The 19916-nt window shown below is 41.6% G+C and carries 17 protein-coding genes; 16 read left to right on the top strand and 1 reads right to left on the bottom strand.

The features are described from left to right. Positions 1 to 97: 97 nt before the first annotated feature. From ACP26N_RS13985 to ACP26N_RS13955, 7 genes are all read left to right on the top strand, one after another. Positions 98 to 2776, top strand: coding sequence for a glycoside hydrolase family 70 protein (locus ACP26N_RS13985; protein ID WP_426354181.1), 2679 nt, complete (start codon positions 98 to 100; stop codon positions 2774 to 2776). Between the two features lie 143 nt (positions 2777 to 2919). Continuing rightward, the gene (locus ACP26N_RS13980; RefSeq protein WP_426354179.1) at positions 2920 to 4530 is read left to right on the top strand and encodes a S8 family peptidase; all 1611 of its coding nucleotides are present in this window, start codon (positions 2920 to 2922) and stop codon (positions 4528 to 4530) included. A gap of 158 nt (positions 4531 to 4688) precedes the next feature. Next, complete coding sequence (locus tag ACP26N_RS13975) at positions 4689 to 6257, top strand: S8 family peptidase (RefSeq protein WP_426354177.1); 1569 nt, start codon at positions 4689 to 4691, stop codon at positions 6255 to 6257. A gap of 16 nt (positions 6258 to 6273) precedes the next feature. Continuing rightward, the gene (locus ACP26N_RS13970; RefSeq protein ID WP_426354175.1) at positions 6274 to 6975 is read left to right on the top strand and encodes a hypothetical protein; all 702 of its coding nucleotides are present in this window, start codon (positions 6274 to 6276) and stop codon (positions 6973 to 6975) included. A gap of 16 nt (positions 6976 to 6991) precedes the next feature. Further along, positions 6992 to 7696 carry a hypothetical protein gene (locus tag ACP26N_RS13965; RefSeq protein WP_131972123.1) on the top strand — a complete coding sequence of 235 codons (705 nt, stop codon included), beginning with the start codon at positions 6992 to 6994 and terminating at the stop codon, positions 7694 to 7696. A gap of 27 nt (positions 7697 to 7723) precedes the next feature. Then, entirely contained in the window at positions 7724 to 8437 is a 714-nt protein-coding gene (locus ACP26N_RS13960; protein WP_131972125.1) for a hypothetical protein, read from the top strand. A 212-nt stretch (positions 8438 to 8649) separates the two neighbouring features. Further along, positions 8650 to 9579: an LCP family protein gene (locus ACP26N_RS13955; protein ID WP_426354174.1), complete on the top strand. Its 930-nt coding sequence runs from the start codon at positions 8650 to 8652 to the stop codon at positions 9577 to 9579. 41 nt (positions 9580 to 9620) lie between these two features. Here the strand turns inward: ACP26N_RS13955 and ACP26N_RS13950 are convergent, their stop codons facing one another. Continuing rightward, complete coding sequence (locus ACP26N_RS13950; protein WP_214853409.1) at positions 9621 to 10778, bottom strand: hypothetical protein; 1158 nt, start codon at positions 10776 to 10778, stop codon at positions 9621 to 9623. A 198-nt stretch (positions 10779 to 10976) separates the two neighbouring features. Between ACP26N_RS13950 and ACP26N_RS13945 the strand changes: the two genes are divergently transcribed. The 9 genes from ACP26N_RS13945 to ACP26N_RS13905 all read left to right on the top strand — a co-directional run bounded on the left by ACP26N_RS13945 (position 10977) and on the right by ACP26N_RS13905 (position 19914). Continuing rightward, positions 10977 to 11708 (top strand): YveK family protein, encoded by a 732-nt coding sequence (locus ACP26N_RS13945; RefSeq protein WP_426354172.1) that lies wholly within the window; start codon positions 10977 to 10979, stop codon positions 11706 to 11708. After that, the gene (locus ACP26N_RS13940; protein ID WP_426354170.1) at positions 11701 to 12396 is read left to right on the top strand and encodes a CpsD/CapB family tyrosine-protein kinase; all 696 of its coding nucleotides are present in this window, start codon (positions 11701 to 11703) and stop codon (positions 12394 to 12396) included. The genes ACP26N_RS13945 and ACP26N_RS13940 overlap by 8 nt, the downstream gene beginning before the upstream one ends. Positions 12397 to 12407: 11 nt before the next feature. Continuing rightward, a complete protein-coding gene (locus ACP26N_RS13935; protein ID WP_426354168.1) occupies positions 12408 to 13172 on the top strand; it encodes a tyrosine-protein phosphatase in 765 nt (254 codons plus the stop codon). A gap of 188 nt (positions 13173 to 13360) precedes the next feature. Then, a complete protein-coding gene (gene galU / locus ACP26N_RS13930) occupies positions 13361 to 14254 on the top strand; it encodes a UTP--glucose-1-phosphate uridylyltransferase GalU (protein WP_131972137.1) in 894 nt (297 codons plus the stop codon). A gap of 39 nt (positions 14255 to 14293) precedes the next feature. Further along, on the top strand, positions 14294 to 16144 hold the full coding sequence (locus ACP26N_RS13925) for a polysaccharide biosynthesis protein (protein ID WP_426354166.1): 1851 nt from the start codon (positions 14294 to 14296) through the stop codon (positions 16142 to 16144). A gap of 29 nt (positions 16145 to 16173) precedes the next feature. Beyond that, the gene (locus ACP26N_RS13920) at positions 16174 to 16800 is read left to right on the top strand and encodes a sugar transferase (RefSeq protein ID WP_426354164.1); all 627 of its coding nucleotides are present in this window, start codon (positions 16174 to 16176) and stop codon (positions 16798 to 16800) included. Positions 16801 to 16806: 6 nt separating this feature from the next. After that, the gene (locus ACP26N_RS13915; RefSeq protein WP_426354162.1) at positions 16807 to 17673 is read left to right on the top strand and encodes an NAD-dependent epimerase/dehydratase family protein; all 867 of its coding nucleotides are present in this window, start codon (positions 16807 to 16809) and stop codon (positions 17671 to 17673) included. 16 nt (positions 17674 to 17689) lie between these two features. Further along, on the top strand, positions 17690 to 18832 hold the full coding sequence (locus tag ACP26N_RS13910; protein ID WP_426354160.1) for a glycosyltransferase family 4 protein: 1143 nt from the start codon (positions 17690 to 17692) through the stop codon (positions 18830 to 18832). Then, positions 18829 to 19914 carry a glycosyltransferase gene (locus tag ACP26N_RS13905; protein ID WP_426354159.1) on the top strand — a complete coding sequence of 362 codons (1086 nt, stop codon included), beginning with the start codon at positions 18829 to 18831 and terminating at the stop codon, positions 19912 to 19914. Before ACP26N_RS13910 ends, ACP26N_RS13905 begins: the two co-directional genes overlap by 4 nt. The last annotated feature ends 2 nt before the right edge of the window (positions 19915 to 19916 follow it).

Raw genomic sequence — 19916 nt, 5'->3', positions numbered from 1 at the left:
TTATCTTGAAAGAAAGATGTTAAATTATGTGATGTTGTTTAGTAATTAAAGGAAAAAATAATCAATTAAATACAGATAGTAAAGGAGACTTATATTGATGAAGAATACCAAAAAAGTATCGGCTGGACTGCTTGCTACCCTCGTAGCAACAAGTAGCTTCGGTGTAGCACCAAAACAAGCAGCAGCTTATACGTCAGGTGAGAAATTGGATAACCATGTCATCTTCCAGAGCTTCAGCCTCTACCAACCATATGACAGCAATATGTACCGGACTCTTGCTAAAAAAGGTGACCTGTTAAACTCATGGGGAGTAACAGATGTATGGATGCCGCCTGCGTATCGTTCGTTTGATATGGCGCGCTACATGGAAGGGTATGCTATTGCCGATCGGTATGACTTAGGTGAATTCCCACAAGGACCAGGCGGGACAACGGCAACGAAATACGGTAAAGCCAGTCATCTCGAGATGATGGTCGACATGTTGCATGATGATAACATCAAAGTTCAAATGGACTTGGTTCCAAACCAGATGCTTGGATTAAACAAGCGGGAAGCTGTTTTCGTACGTCGTGCGACAAGCTCAGGTGAGTTATTCACGAATCCATACACGGGCGGACAGACAACAAAAACGCTCGCGACACCTTACCTCGCCTATACAAAAGGCGGCGGACAGGGACAAGAAAAATACGGGTACCTCAAAGAGTGGAACAAAACCTTCTTAAATGGAACATCGCTTCAAGGTCAAGGTACAGGACGTGTCATGACGGACAAAGACGGTAAACCGTACCGTTACTTTGGACCGGAGAATGAGAAAAACTATTTACCTGAATGGTTGATTGAAGCGTCTAAAACTCAAAACTTGAATGTCGTCGATACTTATCTCGCGGCTGACGGTTGGTATGAAGTTTCACCGCAGAACTGGAAACCGATGTTATCGCAATACGCGAAGGATCCGGGTTACCTTGCTTATATGAAAGAAAATGGTTTCGAGACAAAAGAAGCACTCCTCGCGTCAGCGGACAATGGAACGATTGCGAAGTTGACGGAAGAATACATGAAGACACAAGCAACTTACGGATACGGAACAGAAGAACGTTCGTATCAAAATGATAACTCGGGCATCGATATCGAGGATCAGTTCCTCTTCGTAGATGAAACAGGATTCCCGCTTCAAGCTTATAACAAGACAATGACAAACAATGACGAATTCTTGCTTGGCGTAGACTTGGCCAACTCGAACACAGAAGTCATCAAAGAACAAAAGAATTGGATGAAGTGGATGCTTGAAACATACAAGTTCGACGGATTCCGGATTGATGCAGCGTCACACTACGATACGGCGATTTTAAAAGCGGAAGCAGAAGTTGCGAAAGAACACTTCGGTAAAAAAGAGCATTTAAGCTACATCGAGAGCTATAAGTCAGAGCAAAAAGCATACATGAAAGCTAATAACGATGAGCAGTTGATCATGGATTCACCACTTTACTTCACGATGCGGAATGCCCTTGGAAATGAAGCATCGAAACGTCCATTGAGTGCCATCGTGACAGGTTCAACTGTTAATCGTGCAGCGACTTCAACAGATGTATCAGCTAACTGGTCATTCGTTAATAACCACGATCAAGAGAAGAACCGCGTCAACCAGATCATGCTCGATCTGTACGGCATCAAAACAGGTATTCAGTACAAAGCAGGCGAAGAGCCGAAATCCTTTGAAAAAATGTACGATAAAGATACAGAAAAACAAGCACTCGCAATCTACAATGCAGAACTCGCAAGCACAAAGAAAAAGTATTCAGTCGATAACGTCGTCTCACAATATGCGTTCTTGCTGACGAACAAAGATACGGTCCCGACTGTTTACTACGGTGACTTGTATCAGACGGATGCTTCATATATGTCTAAGCAAACGCCATACTATGACGAAATCACGAACTTACTGAAAGTCCGTAAACAATATGCATACGGTGCTCAAAAAGTGGCATATCATACAACGAACACTTCAAAAGTCGCCGGCAGTCATTTGATTTCAAGCGTCCGACTCGGTAAAGACCGTAACACGGGTGTTGCGACAGTCATCGGGAAGAAATCAACACTTAACACGACAATCAAAGTCGATATGGGAAAACAACATACGAACCAAGTCTTTGTCGATGCGAGTGGTGTAACCCAAACGAAACTTGTCACAGACAAAAATGGAATCCTGACAGTTCCGGTTAAAGGGATGAGAACGGCAGAAGTAAATGGATACCTCGGTGTCTTCGTTCCACAAACAACAAAAGCACCGACGGCAACAATCGAGAAAGCAAGTGTCTACCAAGGAAAAGGTATCAACCTGAAAACAAAAGTCTTGAATACGTCATCAGCTGTATCATCGATTCGTTATCAAGTAGCGGACACGTCAAAAGCAACAGTGGATACTACGGGACGTCTCGTGGGTAAAGCATCAGGCAAAACGACTGTGACGGCAACCGTGACGTTAAAAGACGGTTTCGTCCTGACGACTACATTACCGATCGAAACGAAAGTCAATGAAGTGAAGCTAAAAGCTACGCAAAAAACATTGAAAAAAGGTCAAACAACGACAATCGGTTATGCGTCAGCAACCGATAAAATCAAATCTGTCAGCTATGCTTCGCTCAATAAAAAAATCGCGACGGTGAACACAAAAGGACAAGTTAAAGCAGTCACTAAAGGAACAACATCAATTCGCGTTACCTATACGACTGTTGGAAATTATAAGGTCGTTAAAACCTTCAAAGTCATCGTGAAGTAAAACAAAAATCCATCACCTGTTGAGGTGGTGGATTTTTTATTTAAAAATAAATAAATTAGGTAAATGATTTTTAATATCCCACATTATTCCAAAATTTACGGGTATATAGGTGTAAGGACCTAAGACAATTGGAGGGTGAAGGAATGAAAAAAATCGTCGCAGGAAGTCTCGTAGTCAGTTTATTCATCGGATTCAGCATGAACGGGGAAGCGGTGAATGAGCAAAAAATGGTCAGTGCAAAACAAAAAACTGTCAGTACCAAACAAATCAATCAAGCGAAAGCACTGCCGACATTCCACGGCAGTTATGTCGGAGCGCCGATGAAAGGACGTTTCGATGAAGACGGATTTGCTATCTGGTACATGGACGCCAAAGACTTTGTTCAGGACGGAACTCATCTTGAATTTGACCTGGATTGGGATGTCTACGGAACGATGTTTACAAGTAAGGCAGACATTGATGCGGGACGCGTCTACAATCGTTATTTCCAGCGTAACGACGAGACGATGTATTTCCCGCTCAGCTGGAGTGGACGGCAGTACTTGATTTTAGAAGGTTACCCGGGCGATACATATTCCGTCCCGTTCAGTGTCTCGCGTTACGAACCGATTGATGCGACGAGCAGTTCCTCTGTTAAAACGAAAGCGAGTACGACAACGGCTCTTATCATCCAGACAAAAGCGGGTATGGTACGCGGCAGCAGTCTTGGTGCCAAGTCTGTCGAAGCTTTTGCTCCGGAATTGCGTTTAGAAAAATTGACGTATCGTTCAGCGGCGGAAGCGAAATTAGCGAAACAAAAGTTTGAGCAGTCGAGTGCGACGGCCTACGTCGAATATGATACGCCGATTCAAGCGTTCGGAACGGACGCTTTCAAGCATCATCAATGGTCGCTCCTGAACACCGGTCAGAAAAAAGGGTTGAAAGGAGCGGATATCGGTCTGACGGCGATGCAGAAACGGATTGCGAAGAAAAAACAGTCGACAACGCTCGTTGCGGTCATCGATTCCGGTATCAATCCGAGTTATGCCGATTTTGCGGGGAAAGTCCGGATGGATCTTGGTTATGATTTCGTCAACCGTTCGAAGACGGCGTGGGATGATTACGGGCATGGGTCGCATGTCGCCGGTATCATTGCAGCCGGAAGTGACAATACGTATGGGATGACAGGGATTAATGCCAAAGCCTCGATTATTCCGATCAAGGTCCTCGATGAGAACGGTGCCGGCTATACGTCGGACTTGGTCAGTGGAATCAATCATGCGGTGAAAAAAGGTGCCAAAGTCATTAACCTCAGTCTCGGTGGCGATACCTCTTCCAAGGCGGTCGAGTCGGCACTGGCTTATGCGAAAAGTAAAAACGTGTTGATTGTCGCCGCTTCCGGCAATGCTGGAAAAAAGGCATTGTCTTATCCGGCTCGTTCGAAATATGTACTGTCAGTCGGTGCGACCGACCGGACGGATAAAAAAGCGTCCTTCTCGAACTACGGAACGGGACTCGATCTTGTCGCACCAGGTGTCGCGATTCCGAGTTATCTCGCAGACGGAGAACTTGCCTTTGCGAGCGGAACATCGATGGCCGCGCCGCATGTCGCCGCTGTCGCCAGTGTCTTGTACAGTTTCAAGCCGACGATCAAGTCAGCGGACGTCGAAAGTATCCTCAAAAAATCAGCGAAGGACCTCGGTTCGAAAGGATATGATACGACCTATGGTTCCGGTCGTCTGAATGCTGACCGGGCGACGAGTTACATTAAATGAAACAAAAGGTGGATCCGGTTGACGCCGGATCCACCTTTTGTGTGAAGTGACTTGAAAACAGAAAAAAATCTACGCGAAACGTAAAAATTAGGTGTTTAGCGTAAAATTTTCCATTATACTGGTTCTGTAGGTCAAAAGGTGGATGAAGGAGTGGAGAAATGAAGAAATGGATCGCAGGATTGACAGTAGCAGGTCTTCTCGGGACGATGATCCCGACTCAAATAGAAGCAGCAGGTACCGGGGCAAAGAAATTACCGACGCTGGACGCGAAAACAAAGAAAGCCTATATCAAAGGCAAGTTTGACAGTAAAGGAAAAGCATTATTTTATTTCGATACGAAAACCTACCTGACAGGCGGAACCCATCTGAAATTTGCTGCCGACGAGACAGAAGCCGTCACCGTTTATAAATCACAATCCGACTACAAACGACAACTGGTTTACGGACGATATGATCAAGTTACGGATCAGTCGCTCGTCTTCCCGCTCAGTTGGAGTGGTCGTCAGTACATAGAAATCGAAGGGAAGAAAAATGCGTCGTTTGTCGTGCCGTTTAAGCTTGAACGGTTGCACCCGCTTCGGGAATCGATTGGTCAATCGGGTACGGTTGCGAAGTCAAGCAGCCTCGTCGTCAAGATGACAGGAGAGAACAGCCAGAAACAACAACTGTCCGTGAAAACGGCAGCCGTCAAGCACGAAACAATTGATGCCGAACTTGGCCTCGTCAAGTTCACGTACCGGACGGTCATGCAGGCATTGGCGGCGAAACAGCAACTCGCAAAATCGAACAGTGTTGCGTATGTCGAGCTCGACAGCTCCATGCATGGACTCGGAGGCGACGTCTTCAAATCGTATCAGTGGTCACTGAACAATACAGGACAACGAGGTGGCGTCAAAGGCGCCGACATCAACTTCGATGTGATGAAGAAGCGGATTGCAGGGAAGAAACAATCGACGGTGCTCGTCGCGGTCATCGATACTGGCATCAATCCGACGTACGCGGACTTTGCCGGACGTGTCCGGATGGATCTCGGCTACGATTTCGTCAACCGCCGTCAACAGGCAATCGATGATCACGGGCACGGCTCGCACGTCGCTGGTATCATCGCTGCGAACAGCAATAACACGTACGGCATGTCCGGCATCAATGCCAAGGCTTCGATCATTCCGATCAAAGTGCTCGGCAAAGACAACTACGGGTTGAACTCGGATATCGCCAAAGGGATTTTACATGCCGTCAAACAAAAAGCCAAAGTCATCAATATCAGTATCGGCGGTGGGTTCTCATCCCGGGCGATCGAAGACGCTCTCGCCTATGCGAAGCGAAAAGGGGTTCTCGTCATCGTCGCTTCCGGGAACGAAGGACAAAGTAAATTGTCGTATCCGGCCCGGTCCCAGTATGCGTTTTCAGTCGGATCGACGAACCGGTTCGATAAACGGTCGTCGTTCTCAAACTATGGCAAGGGACTGGATTTAGTCGCTCCGGGACAAGATATCCCGAGCTACCTCAGTGACGGAGTCTCTGCCTTTTGGAGCGGAACTTCGATGGCAGCCCCACACGTCGCCGGTGTCGCGAGTCTCCTCTACAGTCTGAAGCCGACGATCAAAGCGTCGGAAGTGGAAGCGATCCTTAAAAAATCAGCACAGGATCTTGGCGCGAAAGGCTATGATTCGTCATACGGATACGGTCGCCTCGATGCCGATCGGGCGGTTCGATTACTGAAATGAAGAAGGTAGGAACCTCATGAAGTTTTTTAAACAACTGATGCTGGTGCTCGTCATCGGTGTTCTGTCTTTGAACGGGACACTCCACGGACAAGCTGCATCCAAGGAAGAACAAAGTGTATTAAAAGAATACCGGTCGTTTAAATTTGGTTTGACGCTGACGCAGGTCGCCAAAGTCATGTACGGTCCATCATACAAACAACATTTGAAACAAACCGATGGCGCGACGGTCTTTAAGAAAAAAGCCGATTGGACTCAGAATAAACAAGGATACCGGTCGCGGGAGTATTCATTTTATGATCAATCGAAGACGTTACCACGACTGATAATGTTTGAATTCCACACGAAAAAGAATCAGAAGACGTATTTCCTGGTCCAAAAAATATTACAGTTTGCAGCGGATACGAACAGCGGATTACGTGAAAGTAACCGAACGCTCAAACACGTAACCTACATTCGGGGAGATGAAACGGAAACTGAACTCGACGAGCTGTTATCCGGTAAAGGTCTTGGTCAGGTCGCGATGCGATGGTCCTGGGACTTTACATCCGTCCAGACCAAACAGGAACGAAAAGAATATAAGTACCGCGGTCAGATCAAAATCTATACGTTCAAAAGTTCAAATCCGAAAAAGCAGATTGAAACGACGATGAAGTTTGATCATTCGAGTAAACAGTATAAATTGAATAACTATACAATTCTCCCGATTAAAACGAAGTAAAAAGGAGCAGTCTTTCATGCTAAGAGAAATTTTGAAATATGCGGTCTTGGTGTCGCTCATGACTTCGACTGTAGTGAGTATCCCGGTCGACGCGGCCACGAAACAGGAAAAACAAGTCACGACGGATTTTACAAAGTATAAGACAGGCATGACGATCGCCGAGTTTGCGAAACAACGATATGGAAAGACCTATAAAAAACACCTGACGAAAAAGAATGGACGGACGATTTTAAAGGAAAAGTCACCAAAAGAAGAGACATCTAAGGATTTAGACTTCACAGTGTACTTCGTTCCCGGCAAAGAGGAAAAAAACTATATGACCTTTTTGTTTGCAGCTAAGCCGAAAGATAAAGTCTACCGTTTGGCATTAAGGTCCCTTGATTTCAGTGGGGAAAATCCGATGGGTGTCCGGCAAAGTGATCGACAACTCAAACGGGGCAAACAGGTCCAGTACGATATGACGGAGCAGCAGCTCGACAACGTATTGACAGGAAAAGGTCTGGGTGACTGGATGACATGGTCGACAACAGACTTCAGTCATAGCTTTTCCAAACAAGAGCTGAAAAAAATGGGTCTTGGTGAAGGCAAAACAAAAATCTATATTTTTCGGACAAATCATCCGAACAAACGGTTACAAGTCCATATGACATTTGATTCAAAGAAAAAAACCTATCGTGTCGATTGGATGGAAACTATCTCGAGTACGCAAGAACTCTACTAATCCTAAAACAGAAAAGAGCGAATACACATGACATCAACATTTAGTAAATTTACAATTGCAGCGATTTTGGCCGGTTCAACATTGGTCGCAGGAACAGCACAGGCAGCAACAAAAGAAGAAACACAAGCAACGGTTCAGTACGAAACCTTGAAAACCGGGATGACGATGGAACAAGTCGCGCAAGTCCTTTACGGCAAAAGCTATAAAACGCAGTTAACAAAAAAAGACGGGTCAACGATGCTGAAGAAAAAACCAGAGTTCGCGGATAAAGAAGATGGACAGAAGTTTGCGGCGTATCACTTCTATGACACGAAATTGAAAGTTGCGCCGACCTATACGGCACTGTCATTCGCGACGAAGAGCAAGGATTCAGTTTACCGCCTGACTTCAAAAATGCTCGAAGTGACGGCAAAAACAAAAATTGGTGTCCGGGAAAGTAAGATGCAATTGACGAAAGGCGCCAAGTTAACGGAAGGCATGACAGAAAAACAACTGGATGCTGTTTTAACCGGTAAGGGATTAGGAGAATGGATGGATTGGTCAAACTTTGATTACTCGACTGTTGCTTCAAAATCAGAAATCAAGCTTGGTCTTGCAGAACCGATTATGATGAAGTCATACGTCTTTCAAACAACGGATCCAAAAAAACGGATGGTTGTCAGTCTGGACTATAACTTTAAGAAAAAAATCTATGAAGTCTTTATGTACGAGAAAGTCTCGGCGACGGAGTCCTTGCTCTAATCCTTAAAAACGTAATCTCTCTATACGGATTTTGATTGAAAAGAGTTTACTATCCGGTAGACTCTTTTTTTCATCATTTCCCGTTTTTGACAATTCGCCCGTAATTTTCAGTATACTCGACTGTAAGATCGTTTTTATTTGACCGATAATAACGAGAACTCATGAAGTTACATAGGAAACAAGCAACATATAATAGAAGGGAACGTGGGAAAGTGGAACGTGTCAAAAAAAGAAGGAAAGTCAAAAAGCGCTGGACGCCGTTAAAGGTTATGCTGTTAATCGCTCTAGTACTGGTCGTCGGAATCGGAGGGTTTATCGGCTACACGTATTATCAGGTTGATCAAACCGTCAAAAAGATCCAGTCGCCAATCAAAAATACGGGTGACGAAGTCGTCGAGAAACAAAAACCGGTGTCTGTTTTATTGCTGGGTGTCGATCATCGTAAAGGCGAAACAAACGGACGAAGCGACTCGATTATGATCATGACGCTCAACCCGACACAAAACGAAAGTCGTTTGATCAGTATCCCACGCGATACGAAAGTTGAGATCGTCGGTAAGGGGAAAAATGATAAAATCAACCATGCCTATTCGTTTGGTGGACCGGAAATGGCGATTAAAACCGTCGAGAAGTTTCTCGATATTCCAATCAACTACTATGCAGAAATCAATATGGAAGGATTCACCTCACTCGTTGATGCGGTTGGTGGAGTGACTGTTAATAACGATCTAGATTTCAAAGTCGGCGATAAACAGTTCACGGTCGGAAAAATTAACTTAAACGGTGATGAAGCCTTGAAGTATACACGGATGCGTTATGAAGATCCGCGTGGTGACTTCGGTCGTCAAATGCGTCAACGCCAAGTCATCGAACAAGTTGTCGCTAAATTATCATCGGATGTTTCCGTCAGTAAGTTCAATGCGATCATGGATGTCGTAGGTAAAAATGCTCAGACAAATGTATCATTCAAACCGATGCGGACACTTGCCTTTGATTACATGGATGCGTTTAAAAATCAAAAGAATTTAAAGCTTGAAGGAACAGGTGGAAAAGAAGCGGATGGCATTTATTACTGGCATCCGACTGATGATTCACTGGCCCAAACGAAAACCGCATTACGTTACTCGCTTGGTCTGGAGTAAACAAAAGGGACAATCCGAAAAATGGATTGTCCCTTTTACTGTTATAGATTTTGTTCAGCCAATCGCACCCGGCTGGTACTTGTTTCTGTTTGTTCAAACCGTTGCAGGCGATAAGAATTACTGGTCACAAGACCAGTCGTCTCTGTTTCGAGTTGGAGAGGAGCGAGTGTCGCCAGTTCAGCATTGGTGATGGCTGTTTCAGCCCAGTCAATCGCAATGACCTTGTTATTTTGAAGGGTAAAAAAATGAGTTCCGTAAAACAGATACGTGTTGACTTCATCGGAAAACGTCCGTTCCGGTGGACCATAAGTACTATTTAAATCTTCGGCTTTTTTGCCGATAAGGTCAATGAGCGTCTCGGTGACGAAGCTTGTATCGAGATTGTCATTGACCCACGTCAATAAGGATTCGTCAGCAATCGCGTCTCCTTTTAAAGACTTCGTCGTATCGTTATTTTTGATATAACCTGTCAATTCATCCGTCAATTCAATCTTACTGATGGAGTCGGTCGTTTCAAGAACCCGGTAACCGTCACCAAAGTCAGCTTCAAAAAGTAGATCGGTCAAGGCAGAGTCACTATAGATGTTGCTGTTTCTGCTTTTGACGTAAATGACATTTGATTCTTCTTTGACCTCCGGCGTTGGTTCTTTTGTTTTTTCCTTTTCTTTTTCAACAGTGACCGGTTGTTCGATTGTTGACTTCGGTTTGCTGGAAGATGGACTCGCGATGTAATTGGAATAGACATATGTTCCACCGGCACCAAGAAGGAAACATAAAATCAGTAGAGCAACCCAACCCCAAGGGATTTTTCTTTTAATGCGTTGTTCTGGTCGGGTTTTCACTTTGTTTCGACGGATGGCTTCTGGTTCACGGTGCGTCCGCGATAGGGCTGGAGCAATTTCGATGTCCTCTTTAGGTTCGACAGGGCCATCTTCCTCAAGAATCGGACGAGCCACGAGTGTTCCATAAAAATCCGCCAATTCATTATGATGTTTGCCGGCTAAAAAAGCTGACCATTCTTCGGCGGTCACTGTATCCTGCTTGAATGGAACGAGTGGTGTTTGGCCGGTCAAACGAATCATCGTATCTGTTAACGATTCTGTCGAAGCAAGGCTTAAACGAATCCGTTCATGAAGGCGACGGATGTCTTCTTCCGAGTGCGATGTATAGTATTGAAGGGTTTGTAGAGAGCGATGCATGAAGATCTTCCTCCTATGTTGATATCCGGAAATTCATGTAAAACGAAACATGTCATTCTTTATTATACGCAACAAATTTCAAAAAACGTATGTTATTTCCTGAAATTTAATCAACCATTTCCCAATTTTTTGTTATACTGAGTTCTAGTTGATGAAAAAAGACACCGTATTAGACAAATAAAGGAGAATAATTAAACTATGAATGAAACGATCAGCTTACAGGAATTATTTTCAATTTTGAGAAAATCGCTTTGGCGGATTCTCGCATTGACCATCGTCGCAGCCGTCATCTCATTTGCCGTCAGTACCTTTTTGATCAAACCCACATATCAAGCCGGTACGCAAATTTTAGTCACACCGAAAAAACAGGAAAACGATGTGATTGATGCTTCACAAGTCCAATCGTCCGTCACACTTGTCAATACATACCGCGTCATCATCAAGAGTCCGGCTATTCTCGAAAAGGTTCAGGCAGAAGTGGAAAATGCTCCCACTAGCATTAACGCCTTAAACAATATGATCACCGTTGAAAGTGAACAAAATTCGCAAGTCATCAACGTCTCTGTTCAGAATACGGATGCCGCTCTTGCGTCGAACGTCGCAAACTCAGTTGCGAGCGTGTTCAGTGAAGACATTACGGATTTAATGAATGTCGATAACGTCAAAGTGTTATCTGTTTCGGGCATTCCGACAGCTCCGGTCAGTCCAAACATTATTTTAAATACAGCCATCGCTGCAGTAGTTGGCTTCTTATTGGGAGTAGGTCTTGCCTTCTTACGTGAAGTGCTTGACCGCCGGATCCGTACAGAGGAGCAGGTTCAGCAAATTCTTGATCTGCCTGTTTTAGGAAGTATTCCGGATATCGACAGCAAAGTCTTTAAGTCATCAGCGAAAGCAGCAAAACGGGAGGCGGCAAAACAATATGGCTAAGAAAAATAAGATGAACAAAGATGCCCGTAATTTAATTACGGTCACTCAACCGAAGTCGCCGATTGCAGAACAATACCGGACCATCCGGACAAATATTGAATTCATGGCAGTGGATAAAGAGATTCAAGTCATACTCGTGACATCAGCCACACAAAGCGAAGGGAAATCGACAACGTCTTCTAATCTTGCCGTCGCATATGCGCAACAAGGGAAAAAGGTATTGATTATCGATACGGATATGCGCCGTCCGACCGTGCATTATACGTTCCGTGTCGCAAACGGTCTTGGTCTATCCAGTTTATTAACGCGGCAAGCGGAACTTGAAAAAGCAATCATGCCGACAAAAATCGAAAATTTATCGATCCTGACGGCAGGACCAATCCCACCGAACCCGGCTGAATTGTTATCATCCAAATCAATGGAAAACCTCATTTTAAAATTACGGGAAGAGTACCATATCATCATCTTGGACGCACCCCCGCTCCTTCAAGTCGCGGACAGCCGGATCACATCTAAATTGACGGACGGAGTCGTCTTGGTCGTCAGCTGTATGACGTCAGATCGTCAACGGGTCTTAAAGGCCAAAGAACAACTCGAACTGGCAGAAGCGAAGATTCTCGGTGTCGTCTTGAACCGCCGGGAGCTGACGGATGATTCAGCTTATCAATACTATTATTCCTATGAATAAGGGGTGCCATTATGGTTGATCTTCATTGTCATCTATTACCGCTGGTCGACGATGGTCCGGCGAGTGTCGAGCAAATGTTACAGCTGGCAGAGCAGGCCGCGAGTGAAGGTGTCACACGAATCATTGCGACACCTCACCTGTTCCATCCGCAGTTTGAGACGGAAGACGTCGATGTGAAACTGACCGTCGATGAACTAAACGTCTTACTCCATCAACGAAATATTCCGATTGTTGTTTACCCCGGGCATGAGATTCGTTTGACGGGGGATTTAATCGAAGAAGTTCAAAAGAGCATAGCGCTACCTCTCGCGAATTCCCGTTATTTACTGATTGAGTTTCCTTCGACCGGAATTCCGTCGTATGCACGACAAATGTTTGCCGAATTGATTTCAGATGGTTATGTTCCCGTCATCGCTCATCCGGAAAAAAACAAAGCGATCATTCAAAACCCGACATTGTTGTTTGATTTGATTTCAAACGGGGCAATCAGCCAAGTGACATGTGCCAGCCTGATCGGTAAGTACGGTAAAGATGTCCAACGTTTTGCCGTTGCGTTACTCGAAAACGGTTTGGCGCATCTTGTGGCATCAGACGCCCACCATACTGAAAAACGCCCGTTTTATTGGGAACAATGCCGGACATATTTGGAGCATGAATTAGAAGACTGGTTGTATGAAGAAATTTATGAAAATAATGAAGCAATTCTTTTAAACCAACTCGTGACAATCAATCCTCCGAATCCGGTTGAAAAAAACTGGAAAGGTCAGTGGGTATAAAAGATGTAATGTCAAGAAATTGTAAAGAGAGTGGAAATACACTCTCTTTTTTCGATGATATCGTTTACATTTTAGGTATATGGAAAATTTTATAGAAGTGTCATTGATGGATGTGTTAATGTAAATTACATAAAGAATTCCAAATTAATTATATTATAGGAGAATTAAATGAGATGAGGAGGGGTATCATGACTCGTGTCAAAAAGGCTGTTATTCCAGCTGCCGGGCTCGGCACACGTTTTTTACCGGCAACCAAAGCGATGCCGAAGGAAATGTTGCCGATCGTCGATAAGCCGACGATTCAATATATCATCGAAGAAGCGATTGAATCGGGGATTGAAGATATTTTAATCATCACCGGTAAAGGGAAACGGGCGATTGAGGATCATTTTGATTCCGTGCCGGAACTGGAAGCGAACTTGATCGCAAAAAATAAGTCCGAGTTATTGCATCTCGTCGAAGCGACAACGAACATCAATATCCATTTCATCCGTCAATCGAAACCAAAAGGACTCGGTGACGCAATTTTACAGGCAAAAGCATTTATCGGTAATGAACCGTTCGTCGTCATGCTCGGGGATGATATCGTCCAAGCCGATGTTCCATGTACCCGGCAATTGATTGAACAGTATGAGATTACGAACAGTTCAATCATCGGCGTTCAACCAGTTGCGGATAAAGATACACACCGTTACGGTATTGTCGATCCAAGCACGAGCATCTCAGAGAACTTACATAAGGTGAAATCATTTGTTGAAAAACCGGCACCAGGAACAGCACCATCGAACCTAGCGATTTTAGGTCGTTATCTTCTGACACCGGAAATTTTTAAATACTTGGAAACACAGGAAGTCGGATCCGGCGGTGAGATTCAATTGACGGATGCAATTACACGACTGAATGAAATGCAGCGGGTTTTTGCCTATGAATTCGACGGCAAGCGCTATGATGTCGGGGAAAAACTAGGATTTATTCAAACGACACTCGAGTTTGCCTTAAAACGCGATGATCTTGGAGACGACGTTGCTAAGATGATGGCAGACTTACTCGCAGAACGGGCGAAGGCATCTTCGTTAGTCTGAAAAATGCTGTAATCATAAAACGAGAAAGGAGAGTGTCCTTTGAAATTCTACTATTATTACCGCACGTTGACATTAGCCTGCATTGATGCTGTAGCCTTAGGGGTTGCGATGGGATTCACCTACTTCTTCTTATACCCGAAAGAACTGTTTGATTTGATTGATAGTAAACTACTGCTTCAATCAGCTGCTGTCTTTGCATTGTTGTTCGTCACATTGGCTTTTTTAATGAAGTTGTATCGTGTCAACTGGAAGTATGCCAGTATCCAAGAGGCACTGACCTTGTCCTTGTCACTCGGTGCCAGTTCGATTGGACTGATGGTTTATCAGATTTTTGTGTTCGACCAAGTGCTTGAACGCATCACGATTCTTAGTTTTTGTATTTCCTTGTTATTGCTTGGAGCAATTCGTGTCGCTTTACGATTACTTGGTATTGGACAGCATTGGCGCAAATATGCATTACCCCGCCGGATGGTCAAATCACGTAAACGGACACTTGTGATTGGTGCTGGACGAGCGGGACGCTCGTTAGTCCGTCAATTGTATGCGTCACCGTTTCATGAGTTAAAGCCAGTTGCCTTTGTAGATGATGATCCAAAAAATATGCATTTCATGATCCAAGGAATTGAAGTGGTCGGGACAACAGCGAACTTAAAGTTGGTCATCGAAAAACACCGGATTGAAGCGATTGTGCTTGCAATTCCGTCATTGAGGCAACAACGACGGATTGAACTGATCACGGAAGCGAAAACGCTTTGTAAAAACGTTCAAACGTTGCCGATGATTGAAGAGTTGATTACAGGAAAAGTTTCTGTCAGTGCGATTCGTGATGTTTCGATTGAAGATTTACTAGGTCGTGAACCGGTTGAACTCGATATCTCAGGGATTAAATCTGAAATCGAGGGACGAACGGTCCTTGTGACTGGAGCCGGTGGATCGATTGGATCAGAAATTTGCCGACAAATCATTCAATTTAATCCAACTACACTTGTACTGCTAGGTCATGGTGAAAACAGTATTTACCTGATCGAACGAGAGCTACGCGGACTTCAGTTTCCGATTAACTTAGTCCCGATCATTGCGGATGTCCAAGATCGCACGCGACTCGAAGAAGTGTTTGCGACACATAAACCACAGGTCGTTTTTCACGCAGCAGCGCATAAACACGTGCCATTAATGGAAGCGAACCCGTACGAATCAGTTAAAAACAACGTGTACGGGACAAAAAATGTTGCCGAAGTAGCTGACTTATTCGAAGCAGAACGATTTGTGATGATTTCAACCGATAAAGCCGTAAATCCAACAAACGTCATGGGATCCACAAAACGGATTGCGGAAATGGTTATTCAAGAACTGGGATGTCGCAGCAAAACAAAATTTGCGGTCGTACGTTTCGGAAATGTACTGGGGAGTCGTGGCTCTGTCATTCCACTGTTTAAATCACAAATTTTAGCGGGGGGACCAGTTACGGTCACACACCCGGAAATGACGCGCTTCTTTATGACGATTCCGGAAGCAAGTCGGTTAGTCATTCAAGCCGGTATTTTAGCGGATGGTGGAGAAGTATTTGTCCTTGATATGGGTGAACCGGTCAAGATTGTGGATCTCGCAAAAAATATGATTGAACTGAGTGGCTTCACAGAAGATGAGATGCCAATCGTATTCTCAGGGATTCGTCCGGGTGAAAAAATGTATGAAGAACTACTAAAGGATGGCGAAGTGGATCCGGAAGCAATTTATCCAAAAATCTTTGTTGGTCGAACTCGACAAAAAGAACCAGTCATAAACATTCTAAAAATAGTGGATCGCCATAAGAATGCACCACTGCAATTAAGAAACGTCTTACTCGATATTGCGAATGATGTTGCGGTTCGTGAAGAAAACCTAGTCTGACGAACGATATCTAAAAGGAGGAATGAAATGTGAACTACTTAAAAATCAAACGTCCACTTGGATTTTCGATTGCCTGTGTTGCCTGTTTAGTGTTGATTCCTGTCTTTATCTTAATTATGGCTGCAATTAAAATTGAATCACGAGGTCCCGTGTTTTTTAAACAAAAACGAGTAGGACTGAATAAAAATCATTTTAATATTCTAAAATTCCGAACGATGTATATTGAAACACCAAATGACACACCAACGCATTTGTTGGCAGATCCAGATGTATACATTACGCGTGTTGGTAAGATTCTACGGAAAACAAGTCTCGATGAATTACCACAACTTTTTAACATTTTGAAAGGTGAGATGGCATTTGTCGGACCACGTCCGGCGTTGTGGAATCAATATGATTTGATCGACGAGCGAGATAAATATCAAGCGAATGACACATTACCGGGTTTGACAGGCTGGGCGCAAATCAATGGCCGGGATGAATTACCGATTGAAATAAAAGCCAAGCTTGATGGAGAGTATATTCAACGAATGGGAATCCTGATGGATACACGGTGTTTCGTCGCAACAATCTTTAGTGTTTTGAAAAGTGACGGAGTAGTTGAAGGTGGTACAGGAAAGATTACTGTAAAAGAAGTTGCAAGTACGAAGGAGTAAAATACGATGAAAAAAGTGCTTGTTACAGGTGAGAATGGCTATATAGGGAACAAATTCAAGGAATGGATTCAGTCAGGTAACAAAGAAATTGAGCTAAATTATATTTCTGTAAGAGGAGAAGATTGGCGCAAAATTGATTTTAGTACTTACGATACGGTTTTACATCTTGCAGGTATAGCGCATGTTTCTCGCAATCCAAAACTTAAACAGTTATATTATGACATCAATAGAGACTTGACGATTGAATTAGCCGAAAAATCCAAGAAAGAAAATGTCGAGCAGTTTATTTTTATGAGCAGCATTATCGTTTATGGATTAGATAGTAAAATTGGTGATTATAGTAGCATCAACGAAAATACAGTCCCGACTCCAGCAGACTTTTATGGAGATAGTAAGTTACAAGCAGACCTAAAAATCCAATCAATGAACAGTAAAGATTTTAAAACTGCAGTAGTTCGAACACCTGTTGTATATGGACCTGGATGTAAAGGTAACTTTAAAAAGTTAATAAAACTATCGAAAATTACACCTATTTTCATTGACTTAGATAATAAAAGAAGCATGATTTATATTGATAATTTGAGCAGTTTAATTGAACAAATAGTTATCAATAATAGATCAGGTTTATTTTATCCTCAAAATGCAGACTATGTAAGTACAAAACAAATCATTGAAGTTGCTGCAAAATCTAGTGGACGAAAAATCTATTTTACTTCATCGTTTAATTTTTTAATAAAGTTAGCTAGTAAAAGAATCAGTATTGTTAATAAAATATTTGGTAATAAAATATACGATAAAAACCTTTCAAGATCTAATGAATATCAAATTTGCGATTTTGAGACATCGATACAAAAAAGTATTGTTAATAGCTAGGTGAGGATGAATAACTATGAAGAAAAAAAAAGTTATGCTACTTGGGAATCATGCATTTGTTATCTATAACTTTAGAAAAGAATTGATTAAACAGTTATTAAAGGACGGATATGAAGTTTATTTGTCAATGCCATATGATGATGACAAAGTCCCTAAAATGATAGAATGGGGCTGTAAATTTATTGAAACAAATGTTGATCGTAGAGGAACAAACCCATTTAAGGATTTGAAATTAATTAAACACTATCTAAAAATTCTGAGGAAGTATAAGCCTGATGTAGTGCTTACCTATACGATAAAACCAAATTTATATGGAGGAATAGCTTGCAGAATATATAAAATTCCATATATAAATAACATTACTGGATTAGGTAGTGGTTTTAATAAAAAAGGATTATTAAAGCAAGTTATAAAAATTTTGTATAAAACAGCTTTAAAAGATTCTTCTAAGGTGTTTTTCCAAAATGAGCATGATAAAAAAATATTGCTAGATGAAAAAATTATAAGAAGAAATTTTGAAGTTTTACCTGGATCAGGTGTTAATTTAAAAGAATATTTATATCATAAAATGCCTTCATATTCTGTAATTAAATTTATCTTTGTTGGACGAATAATGAGAGATAAAGGAATTCATGAATTTTTAGAAGCAGCAGTGAAAAGTAAAAAGAAGTATGGGAATAAGATTGAATTTAACATTGTAGGATTTGTAGAGTCTACTGAGATACATTTACGTAAAGAAATAGAAAAATTAAATTCCAATGGAATTGTAAAATATCACGGCTATCAAAATGATGTAAAACATTATATTCAAAATGTACACTGTTTAATTCAGCCTTCACATGGAGGAGAAGGACTTTCTAATGTTTTATTAGAAGCAGCTGCAACAGGCAGAATATTATTAGCTTCAAAAATCCCAGGGTGTCAAGAAACAATTGAAGTCGAGAAAAATGGATACATTTTCGATAAAAAGAATGTAAACAGTCTTTGTAATAGTATAGATAAACTTATGAGTTTAGACGATCAAAAGTTAGATGAGATGTCATTGTATTCAAGATATAAAGTTAATAAAGAGTTTGATCGTAACATAATCATTGAAAGATATCTTAAAGAAATAGAGCAGCTTACATTGTCAAATTATCATGAAAGAAAAATTGTATGAAAATATTATATATTACTACTCATTTAGATAATGGTGGAGCAGAAAAATTAATTGCGGATATGGCGATTTATAGTAAAAAAAAGGGGCTTGAAGTTACCGTATTAATGATTTTGAACCGAAAAGGTGTACCGTATGAAAATTTAATGATTAATAAAATAAAAGTCATTAATTTAAATAAAAGTTCTCTTCATGACTTTGCGTTATCATTTACATTGTATAATATTTCAAAAAAATTTGATATTATTCATACACACACTTATTATGCTCAATTATATTCAAGCCTTTTTATCAGTAAGAAAAAACTGATTACAACGGAACATAGTACAAATAATAATAGAAGAAACAAAAAAATATTCAAATTGATAGATAGCTTAATGTATTTTAAATACTCTAAAATTGTTTCTATCACTGATAGTGTAGAGAAAAATTTAAAAAAATGGATTATTTCAAAAAATAAAGATAAATTTTCTGTAATAAATAACGGTATTGATGTTGAAAAGTACTTTAATGATAAAAAAGTTGAAAAAGAACAGATTGGTTTTAAGAAAAAAGAAACTCTATTGATATCAGTAGGGAGACTTGAACCAGTAAAAAATCAATTATTACTACTAGATGCTTTTTCAGAGATTAGAGATCCTAATGTAAAATTAATTTTAATTGGAAATGGAAGCTTAAAACCAGAAATACTAAAAAAAATAAAGAATAAAAATTTGTTTGATAGAGTCACTTTATTAGAAAATATAAAGAATATTGACACCTTTTTAAAAGCCAGTGATGTTTTTGTTTTGCCTTCTTTATGGGAGGGATTTGGATTGTCAGCACTTGAAGCAGCTATATCAGGTAATACGTTAGTTCTTTCTGACATAGAGGGCTTAAAAGATATGATCGATGAAGTAACTGAACAAGCATTATTTTTTGATCCTGTTAGTAAAGATGAATTGTTAAAAACAATACTAAAAGCAATTTCTATGGTAGGAAATGATGAAAAATCTATAAATATTGATTATGTTCAAGAAAATTTAAGTATACAAAGTATGATGGATAAGTACTTAAAAGTGTATAAAGAGATTAAAGGAGGATGAAA

This window comes from Exiguobacterium sp. R-39 (genome assembly GCF_049942815.1).
Taxonomy (GTDB): domain Bacteria; phylum Bacillota; class Bacilli; order Exiguobacteriales; family Exiguobacteriaceae; genus Exiguobacterium_A.
The sequence above is the reverse complement of the archived record's forward strand: the minus strand, read 5'-3'. Positions and strand labels throughout refer to the sequence as shown.